Source organism: Devosia sediminis (assembly GCF_016411825.1).
Classification (GTDB): domain Bacteria; phylum Pseudomonadota; class Alphaproteobacteria; order Rhizobiales; family Devosiaceae; genus Devosia; species Devosia sediminis.
Map to the genome: position 1 here is coordinate 680,952 of NZ_JAEKMH010000002.1, position 25,344 is coordinate 706,295.

The following is a 25,344-nucleotide window of genomic DNA, read 5'->3' on the forward strand; positions in this document are numbered from 1 at the left end:
ACATGAAACAGAACGCTCCAAAACCTTCGGCTGCCGTAGCCCTTGCCTTGGCCCTCGCGCTTTCCTTTGCCGGCACTGGAAGCGCCCAGGCTCAGGCCTGCCTCGACAAGCGGCAAATCCAGGAAGCAGTGTCTTCCGGGCAGATCCTGTCGCTCGATGCGGTGCTGGCCCAGGCCGGGGTCGATCCGAATGCCGAAATTCTCAACGTTCAGGTCTGTGACGAAGGCGGCGCGCTGGTATATGTTATCGGCGTGCTCAGCACGGATGGTCAGGCGCAGAACCTGACCCTGAGCGCACAGTAGCGGCGGATCGGCGGGGGCGTCCATGCGTGTTCTGGTTGTTGAAGACGATACCAATCTCAATCGGCAGCTCAAGGACGCGCTGACCGAGGCCGGCTATGCGGTCGACGTGGCCTTCGATGGCGAGGAGGGACACTTCCTCGGCGACACCGAGCCCTATGATACCATCATCCTCGATATCGGCCTGCCGCAGATGGATGGCCTCTCTGTCCTGGAAGAATGGCGCCGCGCCGGCAAGACAACCCCGGTGCTGCTGCTGACGGCGCGCGACCGCTGGAGCGACAAGGTGCAGGGCATCGATGCCGGCGCCGACGACTACGTGGCCAAGCCCTTCCACATGGAAGAAGTGCTGGCCCGGGTGCGTGCCTTGGTGCGCCGGGCAGCCGGCCATGCCAGCAACGAAATCGTCTGCGGGCCGGTGCGGCTCGATGCCCGATCGGGCAAGGTGACGGTGGATGGCCAGTCGGTGAAACTGACGAGCCACGAATTGCGACTTTTGAGCTACCTGATGCACCATAAAGGCAAGGTGATCTCGCGCACCGAATTGACCGAGCATCTCTACGACCAGGATTTCGACCGCGACAGCAATACGATCGAAGTGTTCGTCGGGCGCCTCCGCAAGAAGCTGCCGGAAGACTGTATCCAGACCGTGCGCGGGCTGGGTTATCAGATCGTCGGCGACTGACCGGCTTGTTGGCTGACCTGAAAGGCCCCTGACATGCTGCGCAAGGGCTCCATCGCGGCATCGATGTTCTGGCTGTCCGCCGCCTGGCTGGTGCTGGCGCTGGTAACGACGGGCGTGCTGCTCACCGACCTCTATTCGCGCGCCCTCGACACGACGCTGACCGAGACCCTGGACTTTCACGTCGAAAGCCTGACCGGGGCGCTGCTCGAGACCGGTGATCCGCAATCCCCCGACATCACTCTCGCCGATCCGCGCTTCGAGCGTCCCCGCTCGGGCTGGTACTGGATCATCCACGATTCCGATGGCGCGCTTATCAACCTCTCTACGTCCGTCGTGGGCCTCGACCTGCCGCAACTGGACATGGACGACGATGCCTTCGGGCGCAGCTCCGGCATCGTCGCTGATCCCTTCGGCACGCAGTTGCGGGTGGTGCAGCGGACTGTGACGCTTGATGGGCAGGGGTATCGCATCGCCGTTTCGGGCAACCTCACCGAAATGCTGAAGCTGGTGTCCGACTTCCGCGGCCAGGCCTTTATCGTGCTCGGCGCGGTCGGGATCATGCTGGCGGCGATGAGCGCCTTCGTGGCCCGCATCGCCTTGCGGCCGATCGCGCGCCTCAGCGAGGCCGTGGAAGCAGTGCGCGAGGGCGACAGCGCCGAGGTATCGGGCACGTATCCCACCGAGATCGCGCCGCTGGCCGAGGAGGTCAACGAGCTGCTGCGCTCCAATGCCCAGATCATTGAGCGAGCGCGAAACCAGGTGGGCAACCTGGCGCATGGCCTCAAGACGCCCATCGCGGTGCTGCGCAACGAGGCGGCGGCGAAAAAGGGCGCCCTGGCCGACGTGGTGTCTTCCGAGACCGAGAAGATGAGCAACATGGTCTCGACCTATCTGGAGCGGGCGCGGCTGGCGGCGCGCACCTCGGTGGTGGGCAAGAAGGCCGACGCGACCATGATCATGCTTCGGATGACCCGGGTCATGCGCAAGATCCACCCCAATGTCACCATTGCCTTCCAGCGCCCCGACGCATCGCTGCCCTGGTTCCGGGGCGACGAGGCGGATCTCGAGGAAATGGCTGGCAACCTGCTCGACAATGCCTGCAAATGGTCGAGCGGGCAGGTGGGCGTGCGGCTTTCGGCGGAGCGCGGTGACAAGGGCACGCAATTGCTGGTGCGGATCGACGACAATGGACCTGGCCTCAGCGAGGCCGATGCACAAAAAGTGTTGCGCCGCGGTGTCAGGTTGGACGAGAAAACGCCGGGCACAGGCCTGGGGCTGGATATCGTCAAGGAACTTGTCGATGTCTATGGCGGCAGCCTGGAGCTCAAACGCTCGCAACTGGGCGGCCTGCTGGTGGAGTTGCGGCTTCCAACGGCACGGCTTGGGGGTCTCGTCCGGCCCCAGGGGAACTGACGCACTTTCGCCGCATTACGACCACAAGAACCGACTGACTGCATCAGAGGCCAACACTCCATGACTCGCTCTTCGCTCATTGCCCTTCCGCTCTTCGCCATTCTGCTGGCCGGCTGTTCGAGCACCGGAACAAGTCAGGTGGCCCAGGCGCCGGTGGTGACGCAGCCGGTGATTGCCCAGCCGATGGTGCCCACCTCGGCTCAGACGGTGCAGACGGCCAAGCTGACCACCAGCATTGCCAACGGGTTCGTCGATCCGGCCGCCTTGACGCTGATGACGGCCAAGGATTCCAACGAAGCCAACAGCGCCCAGTTCTACGCGCTGCAGTTCGGCCGCCCGGGCGCCCCGCGCCAGTGGGCCGGCGACAAGGGCACGACCGGCTCCGTGGCCGTGGGCCCCTATGTGCGCGTCAACAATCTCGACTGTCGCGACTTCACCCATACCGTCAAGGTCGGCGGTACGGACTATGTGAAGAAGGGTACGGCCTGCCGCGAGCAGAACGGCAACTGGAACGTCGTCCAGGGCGCCGCCTAAGCATCGCTTCGGGCGCGGGGAAAAGGATTGTTTACCCGCGCCCTATAGGGTCGGGGACAAAGACTATCCTGGCCCGAAGAGTATATGAACAAGCCCGCAACCAGCTCCGAAGCTGCCGCGCCCCAGCCGGCGCGGCCCGCTGCCCGTGGCGCCACGGCCGTCCGCCGGCCGTTTTGCGGCCTGATCGACCCCATTCTCGTCAATGAACCGGTACTGTTCGCGCTGTCCGGATCGGTCAGCGTCGAAGCGGCCCAGGCCGCCTGGACCTGGGTGGTGCGCGACCTCTGCCCCAGCCTGATCTCCGCCGATGGCGTGGCCAATGGCAATTTCCGCGCCGCCGATCTCGAACCTCTGATGGGCGAGGTGCTTGCCCGCATGAAGGTGGCGCTGGAAAAGGTCGACAGCGACACCGAAACCATGCGCCGCTGGCGGGCCCAGTTCGGCCGAGACAATGCCCGCGAGGAGGTCGGCGTGGTGATGGCGGCGCTGCGCGCGCGTGCCCTGCTGCCCAAAGCGCAGGGTTTCGGCAAGGCGGTCAACACCATCACCGATGACACCGCGCTGGGCACGGCGCTGCAGGCCATGCCGCTGCAGGACCCGCAGCTTGCGGCCCTGATGTTCCAGGCCGCAGTGGGGCAAATGGCCAATCCGTCGCGCCTGGTGGCCACGGTCGTCAAGCTGTCCGGCAATGCCAGCGAGGCAGCGATCACCCGCAACGGCTTCGCGCCGCTGATCGACGCCATTCTGGGACAGGCGCAGAACCAGCTCCGGCATCTCCAGCTCACCGGCCCCTTCGCCGATATCGACATGGTCTGCCGCAGCCTCGACCGGTTCCACCGGCTGGTGCGCTCGCTGAGCGGCTATATCGAATTTGCCCGAGGCAGCCGCACGACGCAGGTGCTGTCTGCGATCACCAAGGCCGTGTCGGATCGGGTCGAGCCGCGCCTCAAGGAAGTGGTCACCGACCTCAACCAGGCCATGCGCCGGCCGCGCGAAGGCGCGGACCGCATCGACAACGATCGGCTGCTCGGCGCCATCAACGGCGTCTATCTGCTTTCGGCGGTGCGGGATTGCCGCGATTCGCTGGCGCTCAACGCTGTCTTCGACCAGGCCTGGAGCCAGGCGGGTCAGGCGCTCGAACTGCATATCCAGCGCAATCTCGACCTGCTGCGGCAGAACCCGGCCGATGCCATGACCGGCGCGCGGCTCGATGCCGCCATCAAGATGGCCGAAATCCGCTTTAACGCCGACTATGCCGAAACACTCAAGCGCGCCCGCGCCGCGGCGGAACGCCGGGGCTAAAGCGGCTGGATCCGTGCCTGCGCGCTGCCCTTGTCGCGAATAGTGACGGGCAGGTCGGCGCTGGCCAGTTGTGCGGCCACGAGGCCAAATGTGCCCTCCGCAGTCTGATGCAGCACTACGCCCACGGCGTCGCGCGGGTGGCGGGCATCGGGACTGCGATAGATGAGGGCGCCCGGCGCAAAGCTGCGGGCCTCCTGCGGCACCAGGCGAACCACCTGCGCACCCCTGCCATAGCGCCCGCGCAACCAGGCTGGAACCTCAGGCCAGGCCGGCGGGGCATCCGGCTCGGCGGCCGGCAGTTCCCGATGCTGCGCCAACGGCACCAGGGCCACGCGCTCCTGCGCGACAATGCCCGCGGCGGCCTGGGGGATCAGTCCAAGATCGACACCCGCCGCCACGTCGCAGACGGCCAGCGGCTGGGGCGCCTCGGAGAGGACGAGCAGACCGCTCATTTGCAGGCGCCGGGCCGCGAACCACCTGCGGCGCGGCGGGGCCGGTCGCTGCAGCATGGCCGTACCACCATCAAGGAAGCAGGGCGGCGCATCCGGTCGCGGTTCGGCGATGGTGGCGGGTGCATCCGGCGATTCATAAAGCGGATCGATCAGCGGATCGTCGACGCCCTTGCGGGGCCGGACGAGCAACTGGTCCACGGCATCGGCGCCGCTCTGGATGCAGCCGCGACGGGTCTGGTATCCCGCCGCGCTGCCCGCGAGCACGATATTGTCCTGCGTGCCGGTGGCTTCGAGGCGGGCATGGCCGGGATGCCAGCGGCTGTTGCCGCCCGCCACGTGCCAAAGCGTCAGATCGGGCTGCCAGCCGCCGCAGACCAGGATCCGTTCGGTTCGCAGGGGCTCGGCATCGGCAGAGTCTACCGTCAGCGACAAGCTGCCGCCGGCCCGGGCAATGCCGACCTCGACAGGCGCGGTGCCCGGCGACTGGACGATGCCATAGGCGCGCGAGAATTCGATGAAGCGCGATGCCGGTCGGGGGCGACTGTCGTAGATGCGGCCGATGGTGATGCCGGCATCGCTCGCCAGCATGGCCAGCCGATAGGCTGGGCTCGACGAGGTGGCGACCAGCGCCGATTGTCCTGCCCAGACACCGTAGCGGGTCGCCAGCTCATAGGCATCGAGCGTGCCGATGACCCCCGGCAACCGGTTGCCGGCAAAGATCGGCAGGCGCTCGATGGCGCCGGTGGCGAGGACGATTCGCGGCGCTTCGATGTCGATGACGCGACCCTGCGCCGTTCCCGACTGCATGTCGACCTGATGCGCACGCGCGAGGCCCTGCCGGAGCGAGAAGACCCGCGTCGCCGTGAGCATTGTAATGGCAGGATTGGCGGCGACGTCGGCAGCCAGCCGGGCCATGCTGTCTTCGGCGCGATCCTCGCCTTCCTGAGCGCCGAAAAGGCCGGAATGGCCTCCCACATGCGGATTGGATTCGGCGAGGACGACCGAGAGGCCGGCCCGCGCGCCGGCCAGCGCCGCAGCCATGCCGGCGACCCCGGCGCCGATGACCAGCAGGTCGGCCTTCGGACCCGGAATGCCGGGCACCGTCCGCCAGGGCAGGTCCAGCACGCGTTGATCGTCGACCACGAGGCCAAGCGTGCGGCCGGGCTGGAACAGCCGGGCGAGGGCGCCGGGACGGTTACCGCCCAGGGTGACGTAATCGGCGCCATCCTGGGCCAGAGTCCGGGCCATGGGCAGCGCCCGCTGCTTGTCATTGGCGAGGCTTGCATGGCTGATGGCCGGCGTGGCGCGCGGGGTGAGGCCGATCGGGCTGTCGCGAAACAGACCCAACGTATCGATCCCCGATGCCAGCGCGGCGCTGAGCACGGTGTCACCGACAAACCCGGCCACCAGCCGTCCGTCGAGGCGGAAGCGGATCGGCCTACTGCGGTCGATGAGCGAACCCGCCATGCCCTTGGGGCTATCCGCCGGCAGGCGATTGATCTGCGGCCTCATGCCGTCACCCATCCATGCCCTGGCGCATATTCGGCCACGGGTTGGGATTTCGCGGACCTGTTGACCAGATGCGCGCCGAACCACGCGGCCTCTTCGGGGCTGGCACTGCTCGCGAGCCAGCGCGCATAGGCCGGCGCCAGGAAGGCCCCGGCGCATCCGAGGGCTGCGGCGACGTCGGCGCCCACCCCGGCTACGCGACCGAAAGCCGGCGCGCCATCAAGCGATTGCAGCGCCTGGAACCCCGTTTGCCCGGCCAGTTCAACCGGCCGGTTCTGCCCCAGCAGGGCCTGCACGGCGTCGGCAAAGTCCGAAAGCCCGCCCGGTCCGAACGCGGCTATGCCGCCCTCGGCCTGCTGTGTCAGCACGATGCCGGAATTGAATTGCAGCATGATGCCGGCGGCCAGCGGCTGCGTCGGGGTGGTGAGGATGCTGGTCAGGTGCTGGCGCCGAAGCAGGGCGGGCCACTGCCGAAGCGGCAGCCACGCCATCACCGCATCGTCGTCGGCCAGCACCGTCTGCTTCGCCACGACGGCCGCTCCCTCCGCGATAATTTCCGCCTGGCCATCGGAAGCGATGCTCACCTTCTGCGCCTGCAGCCGCGTGACCCCGGCGCGCTCGAGCCATTTGCCGAGGCCCGCCTCCAGCGCCGGCCGGTTGATGCGGACGGCGTCACGCAGCATGATGCCCTGCCGGCCTTCGCCCAGCAGCGATTGCGACACCGGCTCGACGGCGATGCCGAACCCCTGGGCCATGTGCTGGACATGCGACAGCGCCATGGCGTGGTGCCAGCCCTCGGCGAAAAAGATCGGGTTGACGCGGCTGAGGGCACCGCGGCCACCAATGCGCGACACGAGGCGGGTCACTTCGGGCAGCGCCTGGGTCAGCATGGCCCAGCTTTCCGGCCGGGTAATGGGCGCCACTGACAGGTCGATGCCGCGTACCAGACGATAGCCGGCCTGACCTTCCCCCACCAGCACGACCCGGCGGCCATGAACGCTCGCGAGGAGCCCCGCCAGCAACTGGGCGAGCGGCGTGGCGCCGAAAACTGCGAAATCGTACGGGGTGTCGCTCATGCGGCAAATAAGCCCGCGACGACCGGCCCCTGTGGCAATGCGTCCCTGCCCACACGATCAGTTTTGGTGGTTTTTCGCCGCATTCGGATTATAGAGGTCCATGCCTTGCCGCGTCTGGCAGACAAGCGTTTGGGGCCCATGATTTTCTGGTCGATCGCCATTGCAGTTACCGCCGTCGCCTGCGCCGCACTGTTTTATGCGGCTGCGGGTCGCACGGTCAACGCGGCCGGGCCGGAAATGATTGATCCCGATGAGCATTTCCGCCTTCTCCTCGCTGGAATCGAAGCCGATGAACACTCGGGCAAGCTGGACACCGCTCAGGCGCTGGCGGCACGCGGCGAACTGGCGCGCGAACTGCTGCGCAGCAAGTCCGAATCGACCGCGCGCCAGCCCGATACTCTGGGCCGGGCGCCCCTGCTGATCGGCATCGGCGCCGTCGCGGCGCTGAGTCTGGGGATCTATGCGGCGCTGGGCAGCCCCAGCCTGCCGAGCCTGCCATTGGCTGAACGCCCTGAAATCGCTGCGCAAAATATCGATCTCGAAGACGCTGTTGCGCGCATCGAAGCGCGGCTCGCCACCACGCCGGACGATGTGCGCGGCTGGCAGGTGCTGGCCCCGACCTATATCGAACTCGGCCGCTATACCGAGGCGGTCAATGCCTATCGCCAGGTGCTGGCGCTGACCCCGCCCACGGCCGAGCTGCGGACCGATCTGGCCGAGGCTCTGCTGCTGGAGGCGGGCGGCGCTGGGTCGGACGAGGCCATGGCCTTGCTGGCAGAAGCTGCCGCCAGCGATACCGCCAATATCCGCTCCCGGCTCTATCTCGCCGCCGAACTGATGCGCACCGCCAGCTATGAGGATGCAGCGGTCTATTGGCAGGAGGCGATCAACCTCGCCAATGGCGACGAGCCGTGGCTCGAAGCGGCCAACCAGGGCCTGGCCGTGGCGCTCAACGACGGCGTCGATACGGCCGCTCAGGATCAGATGGAGATGATCCAGGGAATGGTCGGGGGGCTTTCGGAGCGCCTTTACGCCGATGGCGGCACGGTCGAGGAGTGGATGCAGCTCGTGCGCTCCCACCTCGTGCTCAACGATCGCGAGAATGCCCAGCGGGCCTATGATGCCGCCATTGCCGCCTATCCCGCCGCTTTTGACCGCGGCGAACTCGATACGCTCGCGCTGTCCGCGGGCCTGACGCTCAATGGAGACACTCCATGACCATGCCGGCCAACACTCGTCGCAAGGGCATGACCCGCAAGCAGAAGCGCCTGGCCGTCATTGCCGGCCTCGCCGTGGTGCTGGCCATTGCCACGACCCTGGTGTTGACCGCGCTGCGCGACCAGATCGTGTTCTTCTATTCGCCCAGCGACGTAGCCGCCCGCGAGGTCGCTGCCGGCCAGCCGATCCGCCTGGGTGGCCTCGTCAAGGACGGCAGCTGGACCCGCGAAGGGCAGGACAATACCTTCGTCATCACCGATGGCGGCCAGGAGATCGTGACCCACTATGCCGGCATCCTGCCGGACCTGTTCCGCGAAGGGCAGGGCGTCGTGGCGGAAGGCAGCCTTGGTCAGGACGGACGCTTCGAAGCCAAGACGGTGCTGGCCAAGCACGACGAGAACTACGTCCCCAAGGAAGTCGTCGAGGCTCTCAAGGCCCAGGGCGAATGGCGGCCGGAGACGGGGCAGTGATGCAGTCACAGCGTTTGCCAAACCCCCACCCTTGGTCCCTCCCCACAAGGGGGAGGGAGACGATGAACCCCGGCGCCGCGGCCCTGCGCTTCCCTCCCCTTGATGGGGAGGGAGTGAGGGTGGGGTGGAGCCACGCACTCGGGGACGGGCGCTACACGGCATGAGCATCGAACTCGGACATTTCGCGCTGATCCTGGCTTTTGCCATGGCCTGTGTCTCGGCATTGGGCGGGCTGCTGCTGTGGCGGCGCGGCGACCGGCTGGCTGCGGTCCTCGCGCAGGCATCCATCCTGCAATTCGTGCTGGTCGGCGTCGCCTTTCTCGCCGTGGTGCAGGCCTTTGTCAGCTCCGATTTCAGCCTGGCGCTCGCCGCCAACCATTCGCATTCGCTCAAGCCCCTGATCTTCAAGATTTCCGGCGTCTGGGGCAATCACGAAGGCTCGATGCTGCTTTGGGTGTTGATCCTGGTGCTGTTCGGCGCATTGGTCGCCGCCTTCGGCCGCCGGCTGCCATCGGATCTCAGCAATCTGGTGCTCGGGACCCAGAGCCTGCTGACCGCTGCCTTTGCCGGCTTTACCCTGTTCACCTCCAACCCGTTCGAGCGCATGGTGCAGGCGCCGCTCGAGGGCAGTGACCTCAATCCCATCCTCCAGGATGTCGGCCTCGCCATCCATCCGCCGCTGCTTTATGCCGGCTATGTCGGCTTTTCGATCTGCTTCTCCTTTGCCATCGCGGCGCTGGTGTCGGGTCGCATCGACCAGGCCTGGGCGCGCTGGGTGCGGCCGTGGACCATGCTGAGCTGGACCTTTCTGACCTTGGGCATCGCCATGGGCTCCTACTGGGCCTATTACGAGCTCGGTTGGGGTGGCTGGTGGTTCTGGGACCCGGTGGAAAATGCCAGCTTCATGCCCTGGCTCGCCGGCACCGCCCTGCTGCATTCGGCGCTGGTGATGGAAAAGCGCAACGCGCTCAAGATATGGACGATCTTCCTCGCCATCATCACCTTTTCGCTCTCGCTGCTGGGCACCTTTCTCGTCCGCTCGGGCATCCTCACCTCGGTCCATACCTTTGCCAGCGATCCGACGCGCGGCCTCGTCATCCTGACCATGTTGGCCGTGCTGATCGGCGGTGCCTTCGCGCTCTTTGCCATCCGCTCGCCCGCGCTGCGCCAGGGGGGCCTCTTCGCGCCGATCAGCCGCGAAGGCGCGCTGATCCTCAACAACCTCTTCCTCGCCACCGCCGTCGGCGCGGTCCTGGTCGGCACGCTCTATCCGCTGCTGCTCGACGCGCTGACCGGCACGACCATTTCGGTGGGCGCGCCCTTCTTCAATTTCACCTTTGGCGCGCTGATGGCCCCGCTGCTGCTGGTGCTGCCCTTCGGTCCGCTCCTGGCCTGGAAGCGCGCGGATCTCGTCGCCGCCGGGCAGCGACTGATGGGCTTTGCGGCCCTGGCCGTGTTCCTCGCCATTCTGATCTCAGCGCTCGGTGGCGTGTCCATTTCCATGGTGCCGCTTGGCCTCCTGCTCGGCTTCTGGGTCACGCTGGGGTCGATTGCCGAACTCATCGAACGCTGCCGCCTCGGCCGCATCCCGCTGGGCGACAGCATGCGGCGCCTCGTCGGCCTGCCGCGCTCGATCTGGTCGACTGCTCTGGGCCATATGGGTCTCGGCCTCACCGTGCTGGGCATTGTCGCCGTCTCGGCCTGGGAAACCGAACTGGTGACCACGCTCAATCCCGGCGAGACTGCCCAGCTCTCGGGCTATCAGATCGCCTTTGACAGTTTCGAGCAGGTGCCGGGCGCCAACTACATCGCCGATACCGGCAATTTCACCGTTACCTCGCCGGGGGGCGGCACCGCCACGCTCCACGCGGAGCGCCGCACCTATGTCGCCAGCGGCACGCCCACCACCGAGGCCGCCATCCAGACCTACGGCTTTTCGCAGTTCTACCTGCAACTGGGCGAGCCGCTCGATGACACCCATGTCATCCGCGTCTGGTACAAGCCCTATATCCTCTTGATCTGGATCGGGACCCTGGTCATGGCCGGGGCAGGGGTGCTGTCGCTGACCGATCGGCGGCTGCGCGTCGGCGCCCCGCAGCGCGCCCGCAAGGTCGTGGCGGAGGCTGCGCGATGAAACTGCGCGCGGCGCTGCTGGCCATCCTGCTGCTCGTCTCCCCGGTGGCCCTGGCGGTCAGCCCGGACGAAATCCTGCCCGATGCAGCGCTGGAGCAACGCGCGCGCGACATTTCTGCCGGTTTGCGGTGCCTCGTCTGCCAGAACCAGTCCATCGACGACAGCGACGCAGACCTTGCGCGTGACCTGCGCGTGCTGGTGCGAGAGCGCCTCGTGGCCGGCGACACCGACCAGCAGGTCGAGCAGTATGTTGTCGATCGCTACGGTGAATATGTGCTGCTCAACCCGCGGCTCGGTCTGCACACGATCCTGCTCTGGGCGGCGGCGCCGATCCTGCTCATCGCGGGTCTCGCGACCCTGCTGGTGGCGCGCCGCCGCGCGGCGGTGCCAGCGGGAGACGAAAGCCTCTCTCCGGAGGAACAGGCCGCTCTCGACGGGCTGCGCAAGGAACGCTGAGAGGATTGTTTCCCGGCCTCGGGCCCGGCTTTGAGGCGCCGCCAAGGCAGTCCTGCGCCACAATCCCGCCAGCAACATTGCCAAAGCTTAATGTTGGCGCAACTTCAAAGAAAGGCGCGCCGTTCCATATGTATCCCACAAGCTGTTGAGAGCTTTTCGAAGGAGATACGTTCCCATGCGTTCGACTGTTCTTTCGCGCACCAGTCGCTGGTTGGGCGCTTCCGCCCTTGCCCTGCTGGTCGGCATCGGTGGCGTTTCCACCGCTTTTGTCATGTCCGGCCAAGCCGCCAATGCGCAGGTCCAGAATGCCGCCCAGATCGTGGTGCCGCAGGCCACCGTGCAGCAGGGTTTTGCCGACCTGGTCGAGGCCGTCAAGCCGGCCGTGGTGTCCATCCTTGTCGAAGCCGAAGCGCCGGGCCGCCAGATTCAGGGCGGTGGCCGCGACTTCAACTTCGAGTTCAATTTCCCCGACCTTCCCGAAGACCATCCGTTCCGTGACTTCTTCGACCAGTTCGGTCCCAATGGCCCCGGCGGTCAGGGCGGACCGGGCGGCGGCGCCGAGCGTCCGCGCCAGTTCATGGCCGCGGGTTCGGGCTTCATCATCTCCGCTGACGGCTATGTCGTCACCAACAACCACGTCGTCCAGGACGCCACCAAGGTGACCGTCGTGTTCGAGGACGGCTCCGAGCAGGTTGCCGAAATCGTCGGTACCGACGAGCGCACCGACCTTGCCGTGCTCAAGATCGAGGGCGAGGACCTGCCCTTCGTGACCTTCGAGGACGAAGCGAGCCGCGTGGGTGACTGGGTCGTTGCCGTGGGCAATCCCTTCGGTCTTGGCGGCACCGTGACGGTGGGCGTCATTTCCGGCGCTGGCCGCGATATCGGCGGCTCCAGCTATGGCGACTTCCTGCAGATCGACGCTGCCGTCAACACCGGCAATTCCGGCGGCCCGGCCTTCAACGTCAATGGTGAAGTGGTTGGCGTCAACACCGCCATCTATTCGCCCACCGGCGGCAATGTCGGCATCGCCTTTGCCATCCCGGCTCACACGGTCAAGAATATCGTCGACCAGCTGGTCAGCGACGGCACGGTGACCCGCGGTTATCTCGGCGTGTCCATCCAGGACGTCAGCCGCGATATCGCCGACAGCGTCGGCCTGCCCGACGCCAAGGGTGCCATCGTCCGCGAGCCGACCGAAGATGGTCCGGCCGGTGCTGCCGGCGTGCAGTCGGGTGACATCATCACCCAGGTCGATGGCGAGCAGATCGACGACGCGCTCGATCTCAGCCGCACCATTGCCAGCAAGTCGCCCGACTCCACCGTCGAGCTGACCGTCTGGCGCGATGGCGCCGAGACCACCATTTCGGTCCAGCTCCAGCAGCTTGACGAAGCCGCCCAGGCAGAGACCCCGGCGCAGCCGACCCCGCCGGAAGCCGTTCCGGAAGCCACCACCAGCCTCGGCATGGCCCTTGTGTCCAATGGTGACGGCACCGGCGGCCTCTTGATCCAGAGCGTCGAGCCCGACAGCCAGGCTGCCCAGCGCGGCCTCGACACCGGCGACGTGATCCTCGAAGTCGACAACACGCCGGTCGCGACCGTTGCCGAATTCGACGCCGCTGTTGCGGCCGTCCAGGATCGGGGCTTGAATACGGCCCTGGTCAAGGTTGCCCGTGATGGTGAGGCCCGTTTCATCGGCCTGCCGCTCGCCCAGACCGAGTAATGACTACCGGCCTCGGGGTTCGCTCCGGGGCCGTCTTCCATCGGGAGCGTCAGACGTGAAGATCCTGCTCATCGAAGATGACCGCGAAGCGGCGAGCTACCTGATCCAGGCGCTCGATGAGGCCGGCCACGTCACCCACCACGCTGCCGATGGCGAAACCGGTTATGCCATGGCCTCGGGCATGGATTACGACGTACTGATCGTCGACCGCATGCTGCCGCGCCGCGATGGCCTTTCCATCGTCGAAAGCCTGCGCGCCGAGGACGACAAGACGCCGGTGCTGATCCTCTCCGCCCTGGGCGAGGTCGACGACCGCGTCACCGGCCTGCGCGCCGGCGGCGACGACTACCTCACCAAGCCCTATGCCTTCACCGAACTCCTCGCCCGCGTCGAGGTGCTGGCCCGCCGCTCCAGCCCCGCAGAGGCCGCGACCAACTATACGGTCGGCGGACTGTCGCTGGATCGCCTCAGCCGCAAGGTCGAGCGCGATGGCGATAATATCCTGCTTCAGCCGCGCGAATTTCGCCTGCTAGAATACCTCATGAAAAATGCCGGCAAGGTGGTGACCCGCACCATGCTGCTCGAAAATGTCTGGGACTATCACTTCGATCCGCAGACCAATGTCATCGACGTGCACATGTCCCGCCTGCGCTCGAAGATCGACAAGGGCCATGCCAACCCGCTGCTGCATACCGTGCGCGGCGCCGGCTACATGATCCGGGAGTAGGCCGTGAGCCGCTTCGCCCAAGTCTGGCGAACCTCCACCGTCCGCCTCACCGCCACCTTCATCGCCATTTTCGGCATCTTCGCCATCCTGCTCATGGCCTTTATCGGCTGGCAGTCGAGCGTGCAGATCCAGCGCCAGCAGACCGACGACATCAATCGCGAAATTCGGCAGTTCGAGCGCATCGAGGCGCTGCAGGGCGTACGGGCGCTGGCCTTTGCCTTCAATCGCGTCTCCTCGCAGCCGGGGCCGGGCATTTACTACCTGGCCGATGCCACAGGGCAGTACCTGCTCGGCAATGTCACCGATGTGCCAGTGGAAGTGGTGATCAACCCGGGCGTGTATAGCTTCGAGTATGAGCGTCCCAATCCCCTCGGCGACAGTGCGGATGCCGAGGACCCCCGCCCGCCGCGCCAGCGCGAAGGCGTGGCCGTGGTGCGCTCGATCGAGCTCGACAACGGCATGCGCCTCGTGGTGGGTCGCGATGTGGTCGAGCGGCGCGGCTATTCGGCCATCATCCTCCAGAGCTTTCTGGTCGGCGTCATCGGCATCATCCTGTTCTCGCTGATTGCCGGCGGCATCACCGCGCGCCGCGTGCTCAAGCGCATCGACACCATTCAGCAGACCTCGACCAAGATCATGTCGGGCAATCTCTCCGAACGCGTGCCGGTGACGCGGCGCAATGACGAATTCGACGCGCTGGCCGCCAATCTCAACGCCATGCTCGACCGCATCGAGCAGCTCCTGCAAGGCCTTAAGGAAGTCACCGACAACGTCGCGCACGATCTCAAGACCCCGCTGACCCGCCTGCGTAGCCAGGCCGAAGCCGCTCTGCGCGACACGGCCAGCCCCGAAACGCGCGAAAAGGCGCTCGAAACGGTGATCGGCGAAAGCGACCGCTTGATCCGGACCTTCAACGCCCTCCTGATGATTGCCCGCGTCGAGGCCGGCGCCCCGTCTGGCGCCCTGGCCGATATCGATGTCAGCGCCATCGTTGCCGACATGGCCGAGCTTTACGGTCCGGTAGCCGAGGATGAGGGCATCGCCATCGAGGCCCGCATCGAGCCGGGCGTGACGCTCAAGGCAAATCGCGAGCTGATCGGCCAGGCCATGGTCAACCTGCTCGAAAATGCCGTCAAATATGCGAAGCCCGAAACCGGTGACGGCGGCCGGGTGGAGGTCGAGCTCAAGCGCGTCTCCGGTAAGGTGCGGATCGTCGTGGCCGACAATGGGCCCGGCATTCCCGAAGCCGACCGCAAGCGCGTTCTGGAACGGTTCGTGCGCCTCGAAAAGAGCCGGTCCGAGCCGGGATCCGGCCTTGGCCTGTCGCTGGTCAATGCCGTGGCGCGCCTCCATGGCGGCACGCTGACCATCGAGGACAATGCGCCCGGCGTCAGGGCCGTCATCGAGCTGCCGGCGAGCTGATCCCTTCGCCTTGCGGGGGCCTTATCCGCGCGCTATGCCTCGAAAATGAGCACCATTCTCGCGCCCCTTCCGCCAGTCGATCACCCGCGCTTCGACGCCCTGCTTGCCGAGCTGCCGGACGCCGGTGCAGCGCTCCGTGGCCATGCCGGGCTCCTGGGGCCATTGCTCGAAGCGGCGCCCTATCTGCTCGACTTGACGCACGACCATGCCGGCTGGCTCGTCGCGGCGCTGGAGCAGGGGCCCGATACGGCCTTTGCAGCGCTACTGGCCGAGGTCGACGAGGCCGGCAAGACGGCGGACGAGGCTGAAGTCGGCTTCATGCTGCGACGGGCCAAAGGCCGCACCGCGCTCTTGGCCGCCGTTGCCGAAACCGGCGGGGCCTGGACCACGGCCCGCGCCACCGAAGCGCTCTCCGACCTCGCCGATGCGGCGCTCGAGGCCGCCATGGACCTCCTGATGCGCCAGGCCTTCGAAAAGGGCCAGTTGGTCCTGCCCGCCGAGCAAGCGACTGCCGCCAATTCCGGCCTCGCCATCTTCGCCCTCGGCAAGCATGGCGGCCGCGAGCTCAACTATTCCTCCGACATCGACATCGTCGCCTTCTTCGATCCGCAAAAGCCGGTTCTGGTTGATCCGTCCGAGGCGACGAAAATCTATTCGCGCATGGTGCAGAAGCTGGTCGGCCTCATGGAGGATCGCCAGGTGGGCGGCTATGTTTTCCGCACTGACCTGCGGCTGCGCCCCGACCCCGGTTCCACCCCGGTGGCCATCTCCTTCGATGCGGCGCTGGCCTATTACGAAGTGCGCGGGCAGAACTGGGAGCGCGCCGCCTGGATCAAGTCGCGCCCCTGCGCCGGCGACAAGCGGGTCGGCGAGGCCTTCCTCAAGGAATTGGCGCCCTATGTCTGGCGCAAGCATCTCGATTTCGCGACAATTGCCGATATTCAGGCGATGAAGCGCCAGATCAATGTTTCCAAGAAGGTCGGCGACATCCGAGTCGAGGGTCACAACGTCAAGCTCGGACGCGGCGGCATCCGCGAGATCGAGTTTTTCGCCCAGACCCAGCAGCTCATCGCCGGCGGCCGCGACAAGGCCCTGCGCGTGCGCCCGACCTCGCAGGCGCTTGCGGCGCTGGCCGAGGCAAGCTGGATCAGCGACAAGGCAGCCCGCGAACTGACCGAGACCTACTGGTTCCTCCGCGCCGTGGAAAACCGGCTGCAGATGCTGCGCGACGAGCAGACCCACACCATGCCGGACAGACCCGAGGATGTCGCCGTCATCGGCCGGCTGATGGGCGAGGCGGACCTTCCCACTTTCGAGAAGGCCTATCGCGCGGCTCTGGAGCGCGTGGCGCGCTACTACGCAGAGCTCTTCACCGAGGGCGAGACGCTGGGCTCCGGCGAAGGCAACCTCGTATTCACCGGCAGCGACGATGATCCGGGCACGCTCGAAACTCTCACGGCCATGGGTTTCGCCGATGCCTCGAAGGCCATCGAGACGGTGCGCAAGTGGCACTATGGCTCCTATGCCGCCACCCGCACTGCCGTTGCCCGGGCCCATCTCACCGAACTGCTGCCCGCCTTGCTGCTGACCTTTGGCCGCGCCGGCAATGCGGATGCCGCCATGGCCCATTTCGACGATTTTCTCTCGCGCCTGCCGGGCGGCGTGCAGCTCTTCGCGCTGCTGCGCAACCACGAACAGTTGCGTACTCTGCTGGTGCAATTCATGGCCTCGGCCCCCCGTATGTCCGAGGCCGTCATCCATCGCGCCCATGTCATGGATGGGCTGATCGACCCAGCCTTTGCCAATGACGTCACCCATCGTGACGTGCTCATTGCCAAGGTCGACGCCTTCCTCGCCGATGCGCGCTCCTATGAGGAGCTGATCGATCGCGCCCGCATCATCGGGCAGGAGCAGAAGTTCCTCGTCGCGGCCGGCCTCCTATCCGGCACGGTCAGCGCCCAGGGGGCAGGGGAGCAATTCACGGCCCTGGCCGAAACCCTGCTGCACCGCCTCTTCGACAAGGTGCAGGACGAGTTCGCGACCCGCCACGGCCGCATTCCCGGCGCCGACGTTGCGCTGCTGGCCTTCGGCAAGATGGCGAGCGGCGAGATGACCTACACGTCCGATCTCGATTTCATCCTGCTCTACGACGCGCCCGATATCGAATCCGACGGCGAACGGTCGCTGGCCACGCCGCACTATTTTGCCCGCCTCACCCAGCGCCTTGTTGCGGCCGTGTCGGCTCCCACGGCCGAAGGCGTGCTCTACGAAGCCGACATGCGGCTGCGTCCCTCGGGCAATTCGGGTCCCTTGGCCACCAGCATCAATGGCTTCCGCGCCTATCACAAGGACAATGCCTGGACCTGGGAGCATCTGGCCCTCAGCCGTGCCCGCGTCATTGCCGCCACCGGCGACCTGGGCGCGCGGGTCGATGCTGCTATCGCCGAAGTCATGGATCGTCCGCGCGACGCGACCAAGACCATCGAGGATGTCGTCTCAATGCGCGCACTCATGGCCCGGGAGCGAAAGCCGCGCCACGCATTCGATCTGAAACTGGCTGCCGGCGGCCTTGTCGATCTCGAATTCATCGCCCAGTCGGCGCAACTCGTGGCCGGAAAAGCGATTGACCTGCCGCAGGCGCCCACCGCCCGTGTCCTCGCGCGGCTGGGCGAAGTGGGACTGGTCCCCACCGGCCAGCGCCTGGCGGAAATCCACGGCGTCTATTCGACGGCCCTGCAGGTGATGAGTTCGGCGCTAGTAAGTCCGTTCAAGGAAGAGGCCTGGACACCCGCCTTCAAGGAACTGCTGGCGCATCTGGCCAACTATCCTGATTTCGGCCGGCTCGAACTCGATATCGCGCAGATGCAGCGCGAAGTGCAGGATGCGGCCGAGGCCTGGTATGCGAGGGCGGTGACGCTCTGAGCTAGGCCGCGGCGAGCTCTGCCGCTGCCGGCTCGATTGGCAGCGTGATGGCGACAGTCGTGCCCAGGGCCGGGCTCGAATCCACGGCAATGCGGCCGCCGCTCAGCTCGGCAATGGCGCGGGCGATGGAAATCCCCAGCCCCGGTCCGCGGCCTTCGCGGGTAAAGGTCGCGTCGCCCAGCGCAAAGGGCTGGCTGAGGCTGGCAAGGCGCTCCTCGTCCATGCCGATGCCGGTATCGCTGATCTCGATCACCACGCCATCCTCGGCGGCAAAGCCTGCCAGCGTGACGCGGCCGCCGGCACGGGTGAAGCGCATGGCATTGTCCATGATATTGCCGGCCATGCGGATGAGGGCGAGGCGGTCGCCGCGCAGCACCGCGCCGGTGGGGGCGCCGATATCGAGCCGGATGCCGGCGCGCTGTGCCTGCGGGCTGAACCGTTGCGCCACGATACCCAGCACTTCGTCGAGCAGCACCGGGTCCTGGCGCAGTGCTTTGCTGCCGTTTTCGAGCTCGGCAAGGTCGAGGATGGTGCCGAAGGACGACAGCAGATGCTCGCCCGACTCCTTGATTGTCCTGATATATTCGGCGTAGCGCTCGTCGCCCAGCGGCCCATAGGTCTGGTGCTCCATCAGGTCGGCAAAGCCGATGATGTGGTTGAGCGGCGTGCGGATGTCGTGGCTGAGATGCGCGAGGAAATTGGTCTTGGCGCGGCTCGCGGCCTCGGCCTTCAGCTTTTCCTCGTGGTAGCGGCGTGCCAGCAGACGCTGCTCGTCGCGAATGGCATGCAGCAGGGCATCGGTGCGGCGGGTCTCGGTGATGTCGGAGACCAGCGTCATGAAGGCGCCGTCGCCCAGCGGACGCTCGTCGATCTGCAGCACAGTCCCATCCTGGCAATGCAGTTCGAGCAGGCGCATCTGGTTGTCTTCACGCACCAGCTTCATATAGCCCCCGGCAATCAGTCGCGTGACCGCCTGGTGGTAGGTGAGCCTGGTATCCTCGAGGTTCAGCCGGTTTCGATATTGCTGGTTGCAGACGATGAGCTGGCCGGTGCCGGTCCAGCAGGCGAGGCCCATGGGAATGGCCGCGGCGAACTGCATGTAGCTGTCCCGCTCCTGCCCATCGGGCATGTCGCCGCGCCGCCGGCGGGCGGAGGCGAGGGTCAGGAGGCCGGCCAGGGCAAAGGCCGCCGCGCCGCGTCCGGCAATGTCGGCGAGCGCGGGCCGCGGCGCGGCGGAAAGGGTAAGAGCGCCATGAGTGCCGGCCGGAACGGTCATGGCGAGTGGGGTGAAATGCTCTGCTTCGCTGCCGGAAAGGCTGGCCAGCGCGATTTCGCCCAGCATGGGGCTGGCATTTGCCAGCGCTTGTTCCGCACCCTCGGGCGTGCGCAGCGAAAGCTCCTGCGCGAGACTTTGCCCAATGATCGCAAGCTCTTGGCGGATTCCGCCAAAGGTGTGCGCCACGTCATAGGCAACGAACAGGCTGGCGGAGAGAAATGCCGTGGCCGCGACGACGGCCGAAGTGCGGGAAAATCGCCAGACGGTGGCGGCTGGTTTCAACCGGTTTTCGTTCTTCCTTGAGCCGGCGCGGAATCCAAGTGCGCCGGCGCCGGAAATCTCCGACGACCGCATGAAATTCTCCATCCTCGTAAAGACTTAGCCCCGAGCCGAACCGCTCTTAACAAGGTATGAATCAGGTCGCCCCTGCTTGTCCAGAGCGCCTTTGGAGGCCAAAACCGCCGAACCGGAAAAAGCGGAGTCGGCTGAATCACTTAGCGCGAAGAAAAAATTCTTCCAAAGTTGCGCAGGCAATTTGCTGGCAGACTGTCAGCGGTAATCGTCACCTGGTGACAAAAAGGGGCCGCCTCGGCGACCCCATGGTTTTGGTCTCTCAACCGGCCAGGATGCGGTCGAGGATTTCCCCGACATTGCGGCTCAGCGTGTGCTGCTCGCGCAGCGCCTTGAGCGCTTCGATGCCCGCCTCGCGGCGACCGGCTTCGAGCGTGGGCAGGATGCGGAAGCCGGTGAGGATGCGCGAGGCCACCTGTGGGTTGACCTTGTCGATGCTGGCGACGGCCTCGGTGATGAAGCGGAAGCCGAGGCCATCGGTGCGTGTGAACTGCACCGGGTTGGACATCACGAAACTGCCCAGCAGCGAGCGGAGGCGGTTGGGATTGGTCCGCGGGAAGTCCGGGGCGGCCAGCGTTGCGCGCATCCGCTCGATGACGCCGGCATCGGGCGCCTGGGCCGAGGCGGTGAGCCACTTGTCGAACACCAGCGGATCGCCCGCAAAGCGGGTGCGGAAGTCGCCAAGCAGGGCAGGGGCGCCCTCGGTCCAGTTGCGCGCCGAAATGGCCATGGCCGCATAGCGGTCGGTCATGTTGGTGGCATTGTTGTACTGGCGCGTGGCGAGGTCGGCCCCAAGGTCGGAGCCGGTGGCGAGGAGGCTGAGGAGCCCGTTGCGCAGCGAACGACGCCCGGCCTGGCCGGCATCGGGGCTGTAGGGGTCGGTGACCTCCAGGCTGCGATAGAGATCGGCGAGCTTGTCGGCGATGGGGCCGACCAGGGCCTTGACCAGGTCCTTGCGCGCTGCGGCCACGGCATCGGGGTCGACATCCTTGCCGATATGACGCCCGACCACAGTTTCCGCCGGGATGTCGATGGCTTGCGCCTTGAAGGCATCATCGAGGTCTGGGTTGTCCAGCGTGTCGACCAGCGCCTGGCGCAGCGCATCCACCTCGCCGTCGGTCCAGCTCTTGCCCTGAGCGGCATTGGCGATCAGCGTGGTCGAGGCAGTCTGCAGCGCATCCCAGCGGTTGAACGGATCGCTGTCGTGGCGGGCGAGGAACAGGAGGTCCTCCTGCCCGAGGCTGGAGGTGACCTTTACCGGCGCCGAGAAGCCGCGGAACAGCGACGGCACGGGCTTGTTGGCAACGCCGGTGAAGGAGATTGTCGTCGTCTCGCTGTCGAGGAGGATCAGGTCGCCCTCCACCGTCCCGCCGGACACCGCGTTCCAGCCCATCGGGCTGCCATTGGGGCCGATGAGGCCAAAGCGCACCGGGATCAGCAGCGGCTTCTTGGTGGGTTCGCCCGGGGTCGGGTCGACCTTCTGGGTGAGGGTCAGCGTATAGGTCTGGCTCTGCGCATCGTAGCTGTCGGAAACGCCGATCTGCGGCGTGCCGGCCTGCAGATACCAGGTGGCGAACTGGCTGAGGTCGCGGCCGCTCGCATCCTCGAATACCTTGATGAAGGCCTCGATCGTCGTGGCCTCGCCGTCATGGCGCTCGAAATAGAGGTCCATGGCCTTGCGGAAGCCGGCTTCGCCCAGGAGCGTGGCCAGCATGCGGACGATTTCGGCGCCCTTTTCGTAGACCGTGGTCGTGTAGAAGTTGTTGATCTCGCGGAAGCTGTCCGGGCGCGGCGGATGGGCGAGGGGGCCGCCATCCTCGGGGAATTGCGACGTGCGCAGGTTCTGCACGTCGTGGATACGTTGCACCGGGCGGCTGCGCTCGTCGGAGGTGAATTCCTGGTCGCGGAAGACGGTCAGGCCTTCCTTCAAACAGAGCTGGAACCAGTCGCGGCAGGTGATGCGGTTGCCGGTCCAGTTATGGAAATATTCGTGGGCGATGACCCGCTCGATACTGTGGTAATTCGCATCGGTCGCGGTCTCCGGCCGGGCGAAGACCAGCTTGTCGTTGAAGATGTTGAGTCCCTTGTTCTCCATCGCGCCGAAGTTGAAATCGGAGACGGCGACGATGTTGAAGACGTCGAGATCGTATTCGCGGCCGAAGCGGCGTTCGTCCCAGGCCATGGAGCGCTTGAGGCTGTCCATGGCATAGAGGCATTCGCTTTCCTTGCCGTGGGTGCAGTAAATGCCCAGCGCCACCTGCCGGCCGCTCATGGTGGTGAAGCTGTCTGATATCGAGCCGAGATCGCCCGCCACCAGCGCAAAGAGATAGGCGGGCTTGAGGAACGGGTCTTCCCAGACGGCAAAGTGCATGCCGTCGCCGAGGTCGCCCTGATCGACGAGATTGCCATTGGCGAGCAATACCGGGGCGAGGGCGAGCGGCGCGCTCATGCGCACCTTGAAGGGGGCGAGCACGTCCGGCCGGTCGAGGTAATAGGTGATGCGGCGGAAGCCTTCGGGCTCGCACTGGGTGCACCAGGTGCCGCTGGAGCGATAAAGGCCCATGAGCTTGGTATTGGCCGCCGGGTCGAGCGTCACTTCGGTTTCCAGCACGAAGCGGCGATGCGGCGGCTCCACCAGGGTCAGCGAATTGGCATCGCTGGCATAGGCCGAGAGCACCAGAGGCGCGCCGTCGAGTGCGACGGAATTGAGCTTGAGCTCATCACCGTCGAGCACCAGCGGCGTGCCCGGCGCGGTCCCTTCGCGCGGCTCGATCGTCAGTTGCGCGCGGACCCGCGTATTGTCCTCGAGGATCTTGAAGTCGAGCTCCACTGACACGATCCGGTATGGCGTGGGAGCATAGTCCTTGAGGTAGATCGTCTGTTCGGTCTCGGTGCGCATTCCGCGGTCCAGTTGTTCTTGGGTCTCGTCCGGTGTGCCACTTCCGGCCCACCATGTCATTCCCGCGCCGGCGGGAAACCCCGGTTATTCGGAAACGGAAGGGCCCGGATATGCGGGGGCCGGCTCCGTGAAGGAATTGAGATGAAGGAAGTTTCTTCATCTGTGTCTGTCTGGTCACAGCAGACTCGTCGCTCTCGTGTAACCTATGCGGCTCTCGGCTGCATAGCATGACTCTTTACCGGCCTTCGGTCGGTATCGGGAGGAGGCACTATGAAGCTGTCTGCACGATGCTCCTCTGCGCCCTAGACGGTCGGCACGAGCGTTGGTTCCAAAATTTCCGCACGGCACCGCCCGTCGGCCATCAAAGCCATCATTCCGCCGACAGGGCGGCCGACTGGTTTTGGCCCACAAGCGAGCTGCTGTCTGACTGAGTGAGGTCTCTGCAATGATGCGCTGGTTTGAAACTCGCCTCGATCCCTATCCCCAGGGCGATCCTGTCGAACCGCCCAAGGGGCTGCTTGCCTTCTGCCTGCATTATAGCCACGGCGCCAAGAAGTGGCTGGCGCTGATGGCGGTTGCCGCGGCGCTGGTGGCGATCGGCGAAATCATCGTCTTCGGCTTCATCGGCGATGTCGTGAACTGGCTTGCCGCGGCCGATCCCGACACCTTCCTCGAGACCGATGGCTGGAAGCTGGCGCTGATGGGGGCGATGATCGTCTTCATCGTGCCCGGCATAGCTCTGATCTCGACGCTGACCATGCACCAGACGCTGCTGGGCAATTTCCCGCAGCGCATCCGCTGGATGGCGCATCGCTACCTGATCCGGCAGTCGATGAGCTACTTCCAGGACGAGTTCGCCGGCCGCATCGGCGCCAAGCTGATGCAGACATCGCTCGCCGTGCGCGAAGTGGTGATGAAGCTCCTGGACATGCTGGTCTATGTGACGGTGTATTTCACCGGCGCGGTGATCCTGGCCGCCTCGGCCGACTGGCGCCTTGCCATTCCGTTCCTGGTCTGGCTGGCCGCCTACATTGCGCTGATGATCTATTTCATTCCGCGCATGGGCAAGATTTCGCAGGCCCAGGCCGATGCCCGCTCGATGATGACCGGCCGCATCGTCGACAGCTATACCAATATCGCCACGGTCAAGCTCTTCAGCCATTCCAACCGCGAAGAGACCTATGCCAAGGAGGCCATGGATGGCTTCCTCGATACCGTCTATCGGCAGATGCGCCTGTTCACCGTGCTCAACATGCTGGTGCTGTGGTCCAATGCGCTGCTGCTGTTCTCGGTCGGCGCCATGGGCATCTGGCTGTGGATGGGCGGCGCCATGACCCCCGGCACGCTGGCCGTGTCGCTGGGCCTCGTCATGCGCTTCCAGGGCATGAGCCAGTGGGTGATGTGGGAAATGTCGTCGCTGTTCGAGAATATCGGCACGGTCAAGGATGGCATCAATTCCATCTCGTTGCCGCGCGTCGTCTCCGACAAGACCGATGCCGAGACCCTGCCGGTGGTCAATGGCGACATCAAATTCGACAAGATCTCCTTCCACTACGGCAAGAAGTCGGGCGTCATCGAGGACCTCAACCTGCATATTCGCCCGGGCGAGAAGATCGGCCTTGTCGGCCGCTCCGGCGCGGGCAAGTCGACCATCGTCAACCTGCTGCTCCGCTTTTATGACCGTGCCGACGGGCGCGTGCTGATCGACGGGCACGACATCGCCCATGTCACTCAGGACAGCCTGCGCGCCAATATCGGCGTCGTCACGCAGGACACTTCGCTGCTGCATCGCTCGGTACGCGAGAACATCCTCTATGGCCGGCCCGACGCGACCGAGGAAATGATGCGTGCCGCCGCCGAGCAGGCCGAGGCCGCCGATTTCATCGAAACGCTGACCGACCCGCAGGGCCGCAAGGGCTATGACGCCCATGTGGGCGAGCGGGGCGTGAAGCTCTCGGGCGGCCAGCGCCAGCGTATCGCCATTGCCCGCGTGCTGCTGAAAAACGCACCGATCCTGGTGCTGGACGAGGCGACCTCGGCGCTGGACTCCGAGGTCGAAGCGGCCATCCAGGGTCAATTGCAGATGCTGATGCAGGGCAAGACGGTGATCGCCATCGCCCACCGCCTCTCGACCATCGCCATGATGGACAGGCTGGTGGTGCTCGACAAGGGCAAGGTGGTCGAAACCGGCACCCATGCCCAGCTTGTCGGCAGCGGCGGCATCTACAGCCAGCTCTGGGCCCGCCAGTCCGGCGGCTTCCTCGAGATCGACGAGCCGGAGGAAGCGGCGCAGTAGGTTCCTTCAGCCCCTCTCCCCTTGCGGGAGAGGGATAGCAATTCTGCGTTCAGCAGAATTGCAGGGTGAGGGGTTCTCTCCACGCACTAAGTGCAGGTGGAAAGATCGCCCACCCCTCATCCGCCCTTCGGGCACCTTCTCCCTCAAGGGGAGAAGGGGATCCGGTGGGTGGGTCAGCATTCAG

General features: G+C 65.8%; 18 protein-coding genes. 14 read left to right on the forward strand and 4 right to left on the reverse strand.

The annotated features are described in order from the left end of the window. Positions 1–2: 2 nt before the first annotated feature. The 5 genes from JEQ47_RS10600 to JEQ47_RS10620 all read left to right on the forward strand — a co-directional run bounded on the left by JEQ47_RS10600 (position 3) and on the right by JEQ47_RS10620 (position 4,233). A complete protein-coding gene (locus JEQ47_RS10600) occupies positions 3–302 on the forward strand; it encodes a PepSY domain-containing protein (protein ID WP_198876369.1) in 300 nt (99 codons plus the stop codon). A 22-nt stretch (positions 303–324) separates the two neighbouring features. Then, positions 325–984: a response regulator transcription factor gene (locus JEQ47_RS10605; protein ID WP_198876370.1), complete on the forward strand. Its 660-nt coding sequence runs from the start codon at positions 325–327 to the stop codon at positions 982–984. Between the two features lie 33 nt (positions 985–1,017). After that, positions 1,018–2,397 carry a sensor histidine kinase gene (locus JEQ47_RS10610; protein WP_198876371.1) on the forward strand — a complete coding sequence of 460 codons (1,380 nt, stop codon included), beginning with the start codon at positions 1,018–1,020 and terminating at the stop codon, positions 2,395–2,397. A 60-nt stretch (positions 2,398–2,457) separates the two neighbouring features. Beyond that, on the forward strand, positions 2,458–2,931 hold the full coding sequence (locus tag JEQ47_RS10615; RefSeq protein WP_198876372.1) for an RT0821/Lpp0805 family surface protein: 474 nt from the start codon (positions 2,458–2,460) through the stop codon (positions 2,929–2,931). Positions 2,932–3,015: 84 nt separating this feature from the next. Then, entirely contained in the window at positions 3,016–4,233 is a 1,218-nt protein-coding gene (locus tag JEQ47_RS10620) for a hypothetical protein (RefSeq protein WP_198876373.1), read from the forward strand. Here the strand turns inward: JEQ47_RS10620 and JEQ47_RS10625 are convergent. Both JEQ47_RS10625 and JEQ47_RS10630 read right to left on the reverse strand, forming a co-directional pair. Then, on the reverse strand, positions 4,230–6,197 hold the full coding sequence (locus JEQ47_RS10625) for an FAD-dependent oxidoreductase (RefSeq protein WP_198876374.1): 1,968 nt from the start codon (positions 6,195–6,197) through the stop codon (positions 4,230–4,232). The two genes, JEQ47_RS10620 and JEQ47_RS10625, sit on opposite strands and share 4 nt — an antisense overlap. Beyond that, positions 6,194–7,270: a hypothetical protein gene (locus JEQ47_RS10630; protein ID WP_198876375.1), complete on the reverse strand. Its 1,077-nt coding sequence runs from the start codon at positions 7,268–7,270 to the stop codon at positions 6,194–6,196. The genes JEQ47_RS10625 and JEQ47_RS10630 overlap by 4 nt, the downstream gene beginning before the upstream one ends. 105 nt (positions 7,271–7,375) lie before the next feature. On the opposite strand from JEQ47_RS10630, the gene ccmI reads away from it, so the two are divergent. From ccmI to JEQ47_RS10670, 8 genes are all read left to right on the forward strand, one after another. After that, positions 7,376–8,488 carry a c-type cytochrome biogenesis protein CcmI gene (ccmI, locus tag JEQ47_RS10635; RefSeq protein ID WP_198876376.1) on the forward strand — a complete coding sequence of 371 codons (1,113 nt, stop codon included), beginning with the start codon at positions 7,376–7,378 and terminating at the stop codon, positions 8,486–8,488. Beyond that, on the forward strand, positions 8,485–8,958 hold the full coding sequence (gene ccmE / locus JEQ47_RS10640) for a cytochrome c maturation protein CcmE (protein ID WP_236020779.1): 474 nt from the start codon (positions 8,485–8,487) through the stop codon (positions 8,956–8,958). The genes ccmI and ccmE overlap by 4 nt, the downstream gene beginning before the upstream one ends. A 160-nt stretch (positions 8,959–9,118) precedes the next feature. Then, positions 9,119–11,092, forward strand: a complete 1,974-nt coding sequence (locus tag JEQ47_RS10645) for a heme lyase CcmF/NrfE family subunit (RefSeq protein ID WP_198876377.1) — start codon at positions 9,119–9,121, stop codon at positions 11,090–11,092. Further along, on the forward strand, positions 11,089–11,547 hold the full coding sequence (locus tag JEQ47_RS10650; protein ID WP_198876378.1) for a cytochrome c-type biogenesis protein: 459 nt from the start codon (positions 11,089–11,091) through the stop codon (positions 11,545–11,547). The genes JEQ47_RS10645 and JEQ47_RS10650 overlap by 4 nt, the downstream gene beginning before the upstream one ends. Before the next feature lie 175 nt (positions 11,548–11,722). Continuing rightward, positions 11,723–13,267 carry a Do family serine endopeptidase gene (locus JEQ47_RS10655; RefSeq protein WP_198876379.1) on the forward strand — a complete coding sequence of 515 codons (1,545 nt, stop codon included), beginning with the start codon at positions 11,723–11,725 and terminating at the stop codon, positions 13,265–13,267. 55 nt (positions 13,268–13,322) lie between these two features. Beyond that, entirely contained in the window at positions 13,323–13,994 is a 672-nt protein-coding gene (locus JEQ47_RS10660) for a response regulator transcription factor (protein ID WP_198876380.1), read from the forward strand. Positions 13,995–13,997: 3 nt separating this feature from the next. After that, on the forward strand, positions 13,998–15,416 hold the full coding sequence (locus JEQ47_RS20660) for a sensor histidine kinase (RefSeq protein WP_198876381.1): 1,419 nt from the start codon (positions 13,998–14,000) through the stop codon (positions 15,414–15,416). A gap of 45 nt (positions 15,417–15,461) precedes the next feature. Beyond that, positions 15,462–18,338: a bifunctional [glutamine synthetase] adenylyltransferase/[glutamine synthetase]-adenylyl-L-tyrosine phosphorylase gene (locus tag JEQ47_RS10670; RefSeq protein WP_198876382.1), complete on the forward strand. Its 2,877-nt coding sequence runs from the start codon at positions 15,462–15,464 to the stop codon at positions 18,336–18,338. Between the two features lies 1 nt (position 18,339). On the opposite strand, the gene JEQ47_RS10675 is transcribed toward JEQ47_RS10670, so the two are convergent. Then, positions 18,340–19,968, reverse strand: coding sequence for a sensor histidine kinase (locus tag JEQ47_RS10675; protein ID WP_198876383.1), 1,629 nt, complete (start codon positions 19,966–19,968; stop codon positions 18,340–18,342). 259 nt (positions 19,969–20,227) lie between these two features. After that, entirely contained in the window at positions 20,228–22,864 is a 2,637-nt protein-coding gene (gene pepN / locus JEQ47_RS10680) for an aminopeptidase N (protein ID WP_198876384.1), read from the reverse strand. Positions 22,865–23,309: 445 nt separating this feature from the next. Here pepN and JEQ47_RS10685 point away from each other — a divergent pair, with 445 nt between their 5' ends. Next, the gene (locus JEQ47_RS10685; RefSeq protein ID WP_198876385.1) at positions 23,310–25,160 is read left to right on the forward strand and encodes an ABC transporter ATP-binding protein; all 1,851 of its coding nucleotides are present in this window, start codon (positions 23,310–23,312) and stop codon (positions 25,158–25,160) included. Positions 25,161–25,344 lie beyond the last annotated feature (184 nt).

Excerpts from the sequence above, each read along its gene's own strand:
- JEQ47_RS10600 (WP_198876369.1), top strand. The coding sequence starts at position 3 with ATGAAACAGAACGCTCCAAAACCTTCGGCTGCCGTAGCCCTTGCCTTG.
- JEQ47_RS10605 (WP_198876370.1), top strand. The coding sequence starts at position 325 with ATGCGTGTTCTGGTTGTTGAAGACGATACCAATCTCAATCGGCAGCTC.
- JEQ47_RS10610 (WP_198876371.1), top strand. The coding sequence starts at position 1,018 with ATGCTGCGCAAGGGCTCCATCGCGGCATCGATGTTCTGGCTGTCCGCC.
- JEQ47_RS10615 (WP_198876372.1), top strand. The coding sequence starts at position 2,458 with ATGACTCGCTCTTCGCTCATTGCCCTTCCGCTCTTCGCCATTCTGCTG.
- JEQ47_RS10620 (WP_198876373.1), top strand. The coding sequence starts at position 3,016 with ATGAACAAGCCCGCAACCAGCTCCGAAGCTGCCGCGCCCCAGCCGGCG.
- JEQ47_RS10625 (WP_198876374.1), bottom strand. The coding sequence starts at position 6,197 with ATGAGGCCGCAGATCAATCGCCTGCCGGCGGATAGCCCCAAGGGCATG.
- JEQ47_RS10630 (WP_198876375.1), bottom strand. The coding sequence starts at position 7,270 with ATGAGCGACACCCCGTACGATTTCGCAGTTTTCGGCGCCACGCCGCTC.
- ccmE (WP_236020779.1), top strand. The coding sequence starts at position 8,485 with ATGACCATGCCGGCCAACACTCGTCGCAAGGGCATGACCCGCAAGCAG.
- JEQ47_RS10645 (WP_198876377.1), top strand. The coding sequence starts at position 9,119 with ATGAGCATCGAACTCGGACATTTCGCGCTGATCCTGGCTTTTGCCATG.
- JEQ47_RS10650 (WP_198876378.1), top strand. The coding sequence starts at position 11,089 with ATGAAACTGCGCGCGGCGCTGCTGGCCATCCTGCTGCTCGTCTCCCCG.
- JEQ47_RS10655 (WP_198876379.1), top strand. The coding sequence starts at position 11,723 with ATGCGTTCGACTGTTCTTTCGCGCACCAGTCGCTGGTTGGGCGCTTCC.
- JEQ47_RS10670 (WP_198876382.1), top strand. The coding sequence starts at position 15,462 with ATGAGCACCATTCTCGCGCCCCTTCCGCCAGTCGATCACCCGCGCTTC.
- JEQ47_RS10675 (WP_198876383.1), bottom strand. The coding sequence starts at position 19,968 with ATGCGGTCGTCGGAGATTTCCGGCGCCGGCGCACTTGGATTCCGCGCC.
- pepN (WP_198876384.1), bottom strand. The coding sequence starts at position 22,864 with ATGCGCACCGAGACCGAACAGACGATCTACCTCAAGGACTATGCTCCC.
- JEQ47_RS10685 (WP_198876385.1), top strand. The coding sequence starts at position 23,310 with ATGATGCGCTGGTTTGAAACTCGCCTCGATCCCTATCCCCAGGGCGAT.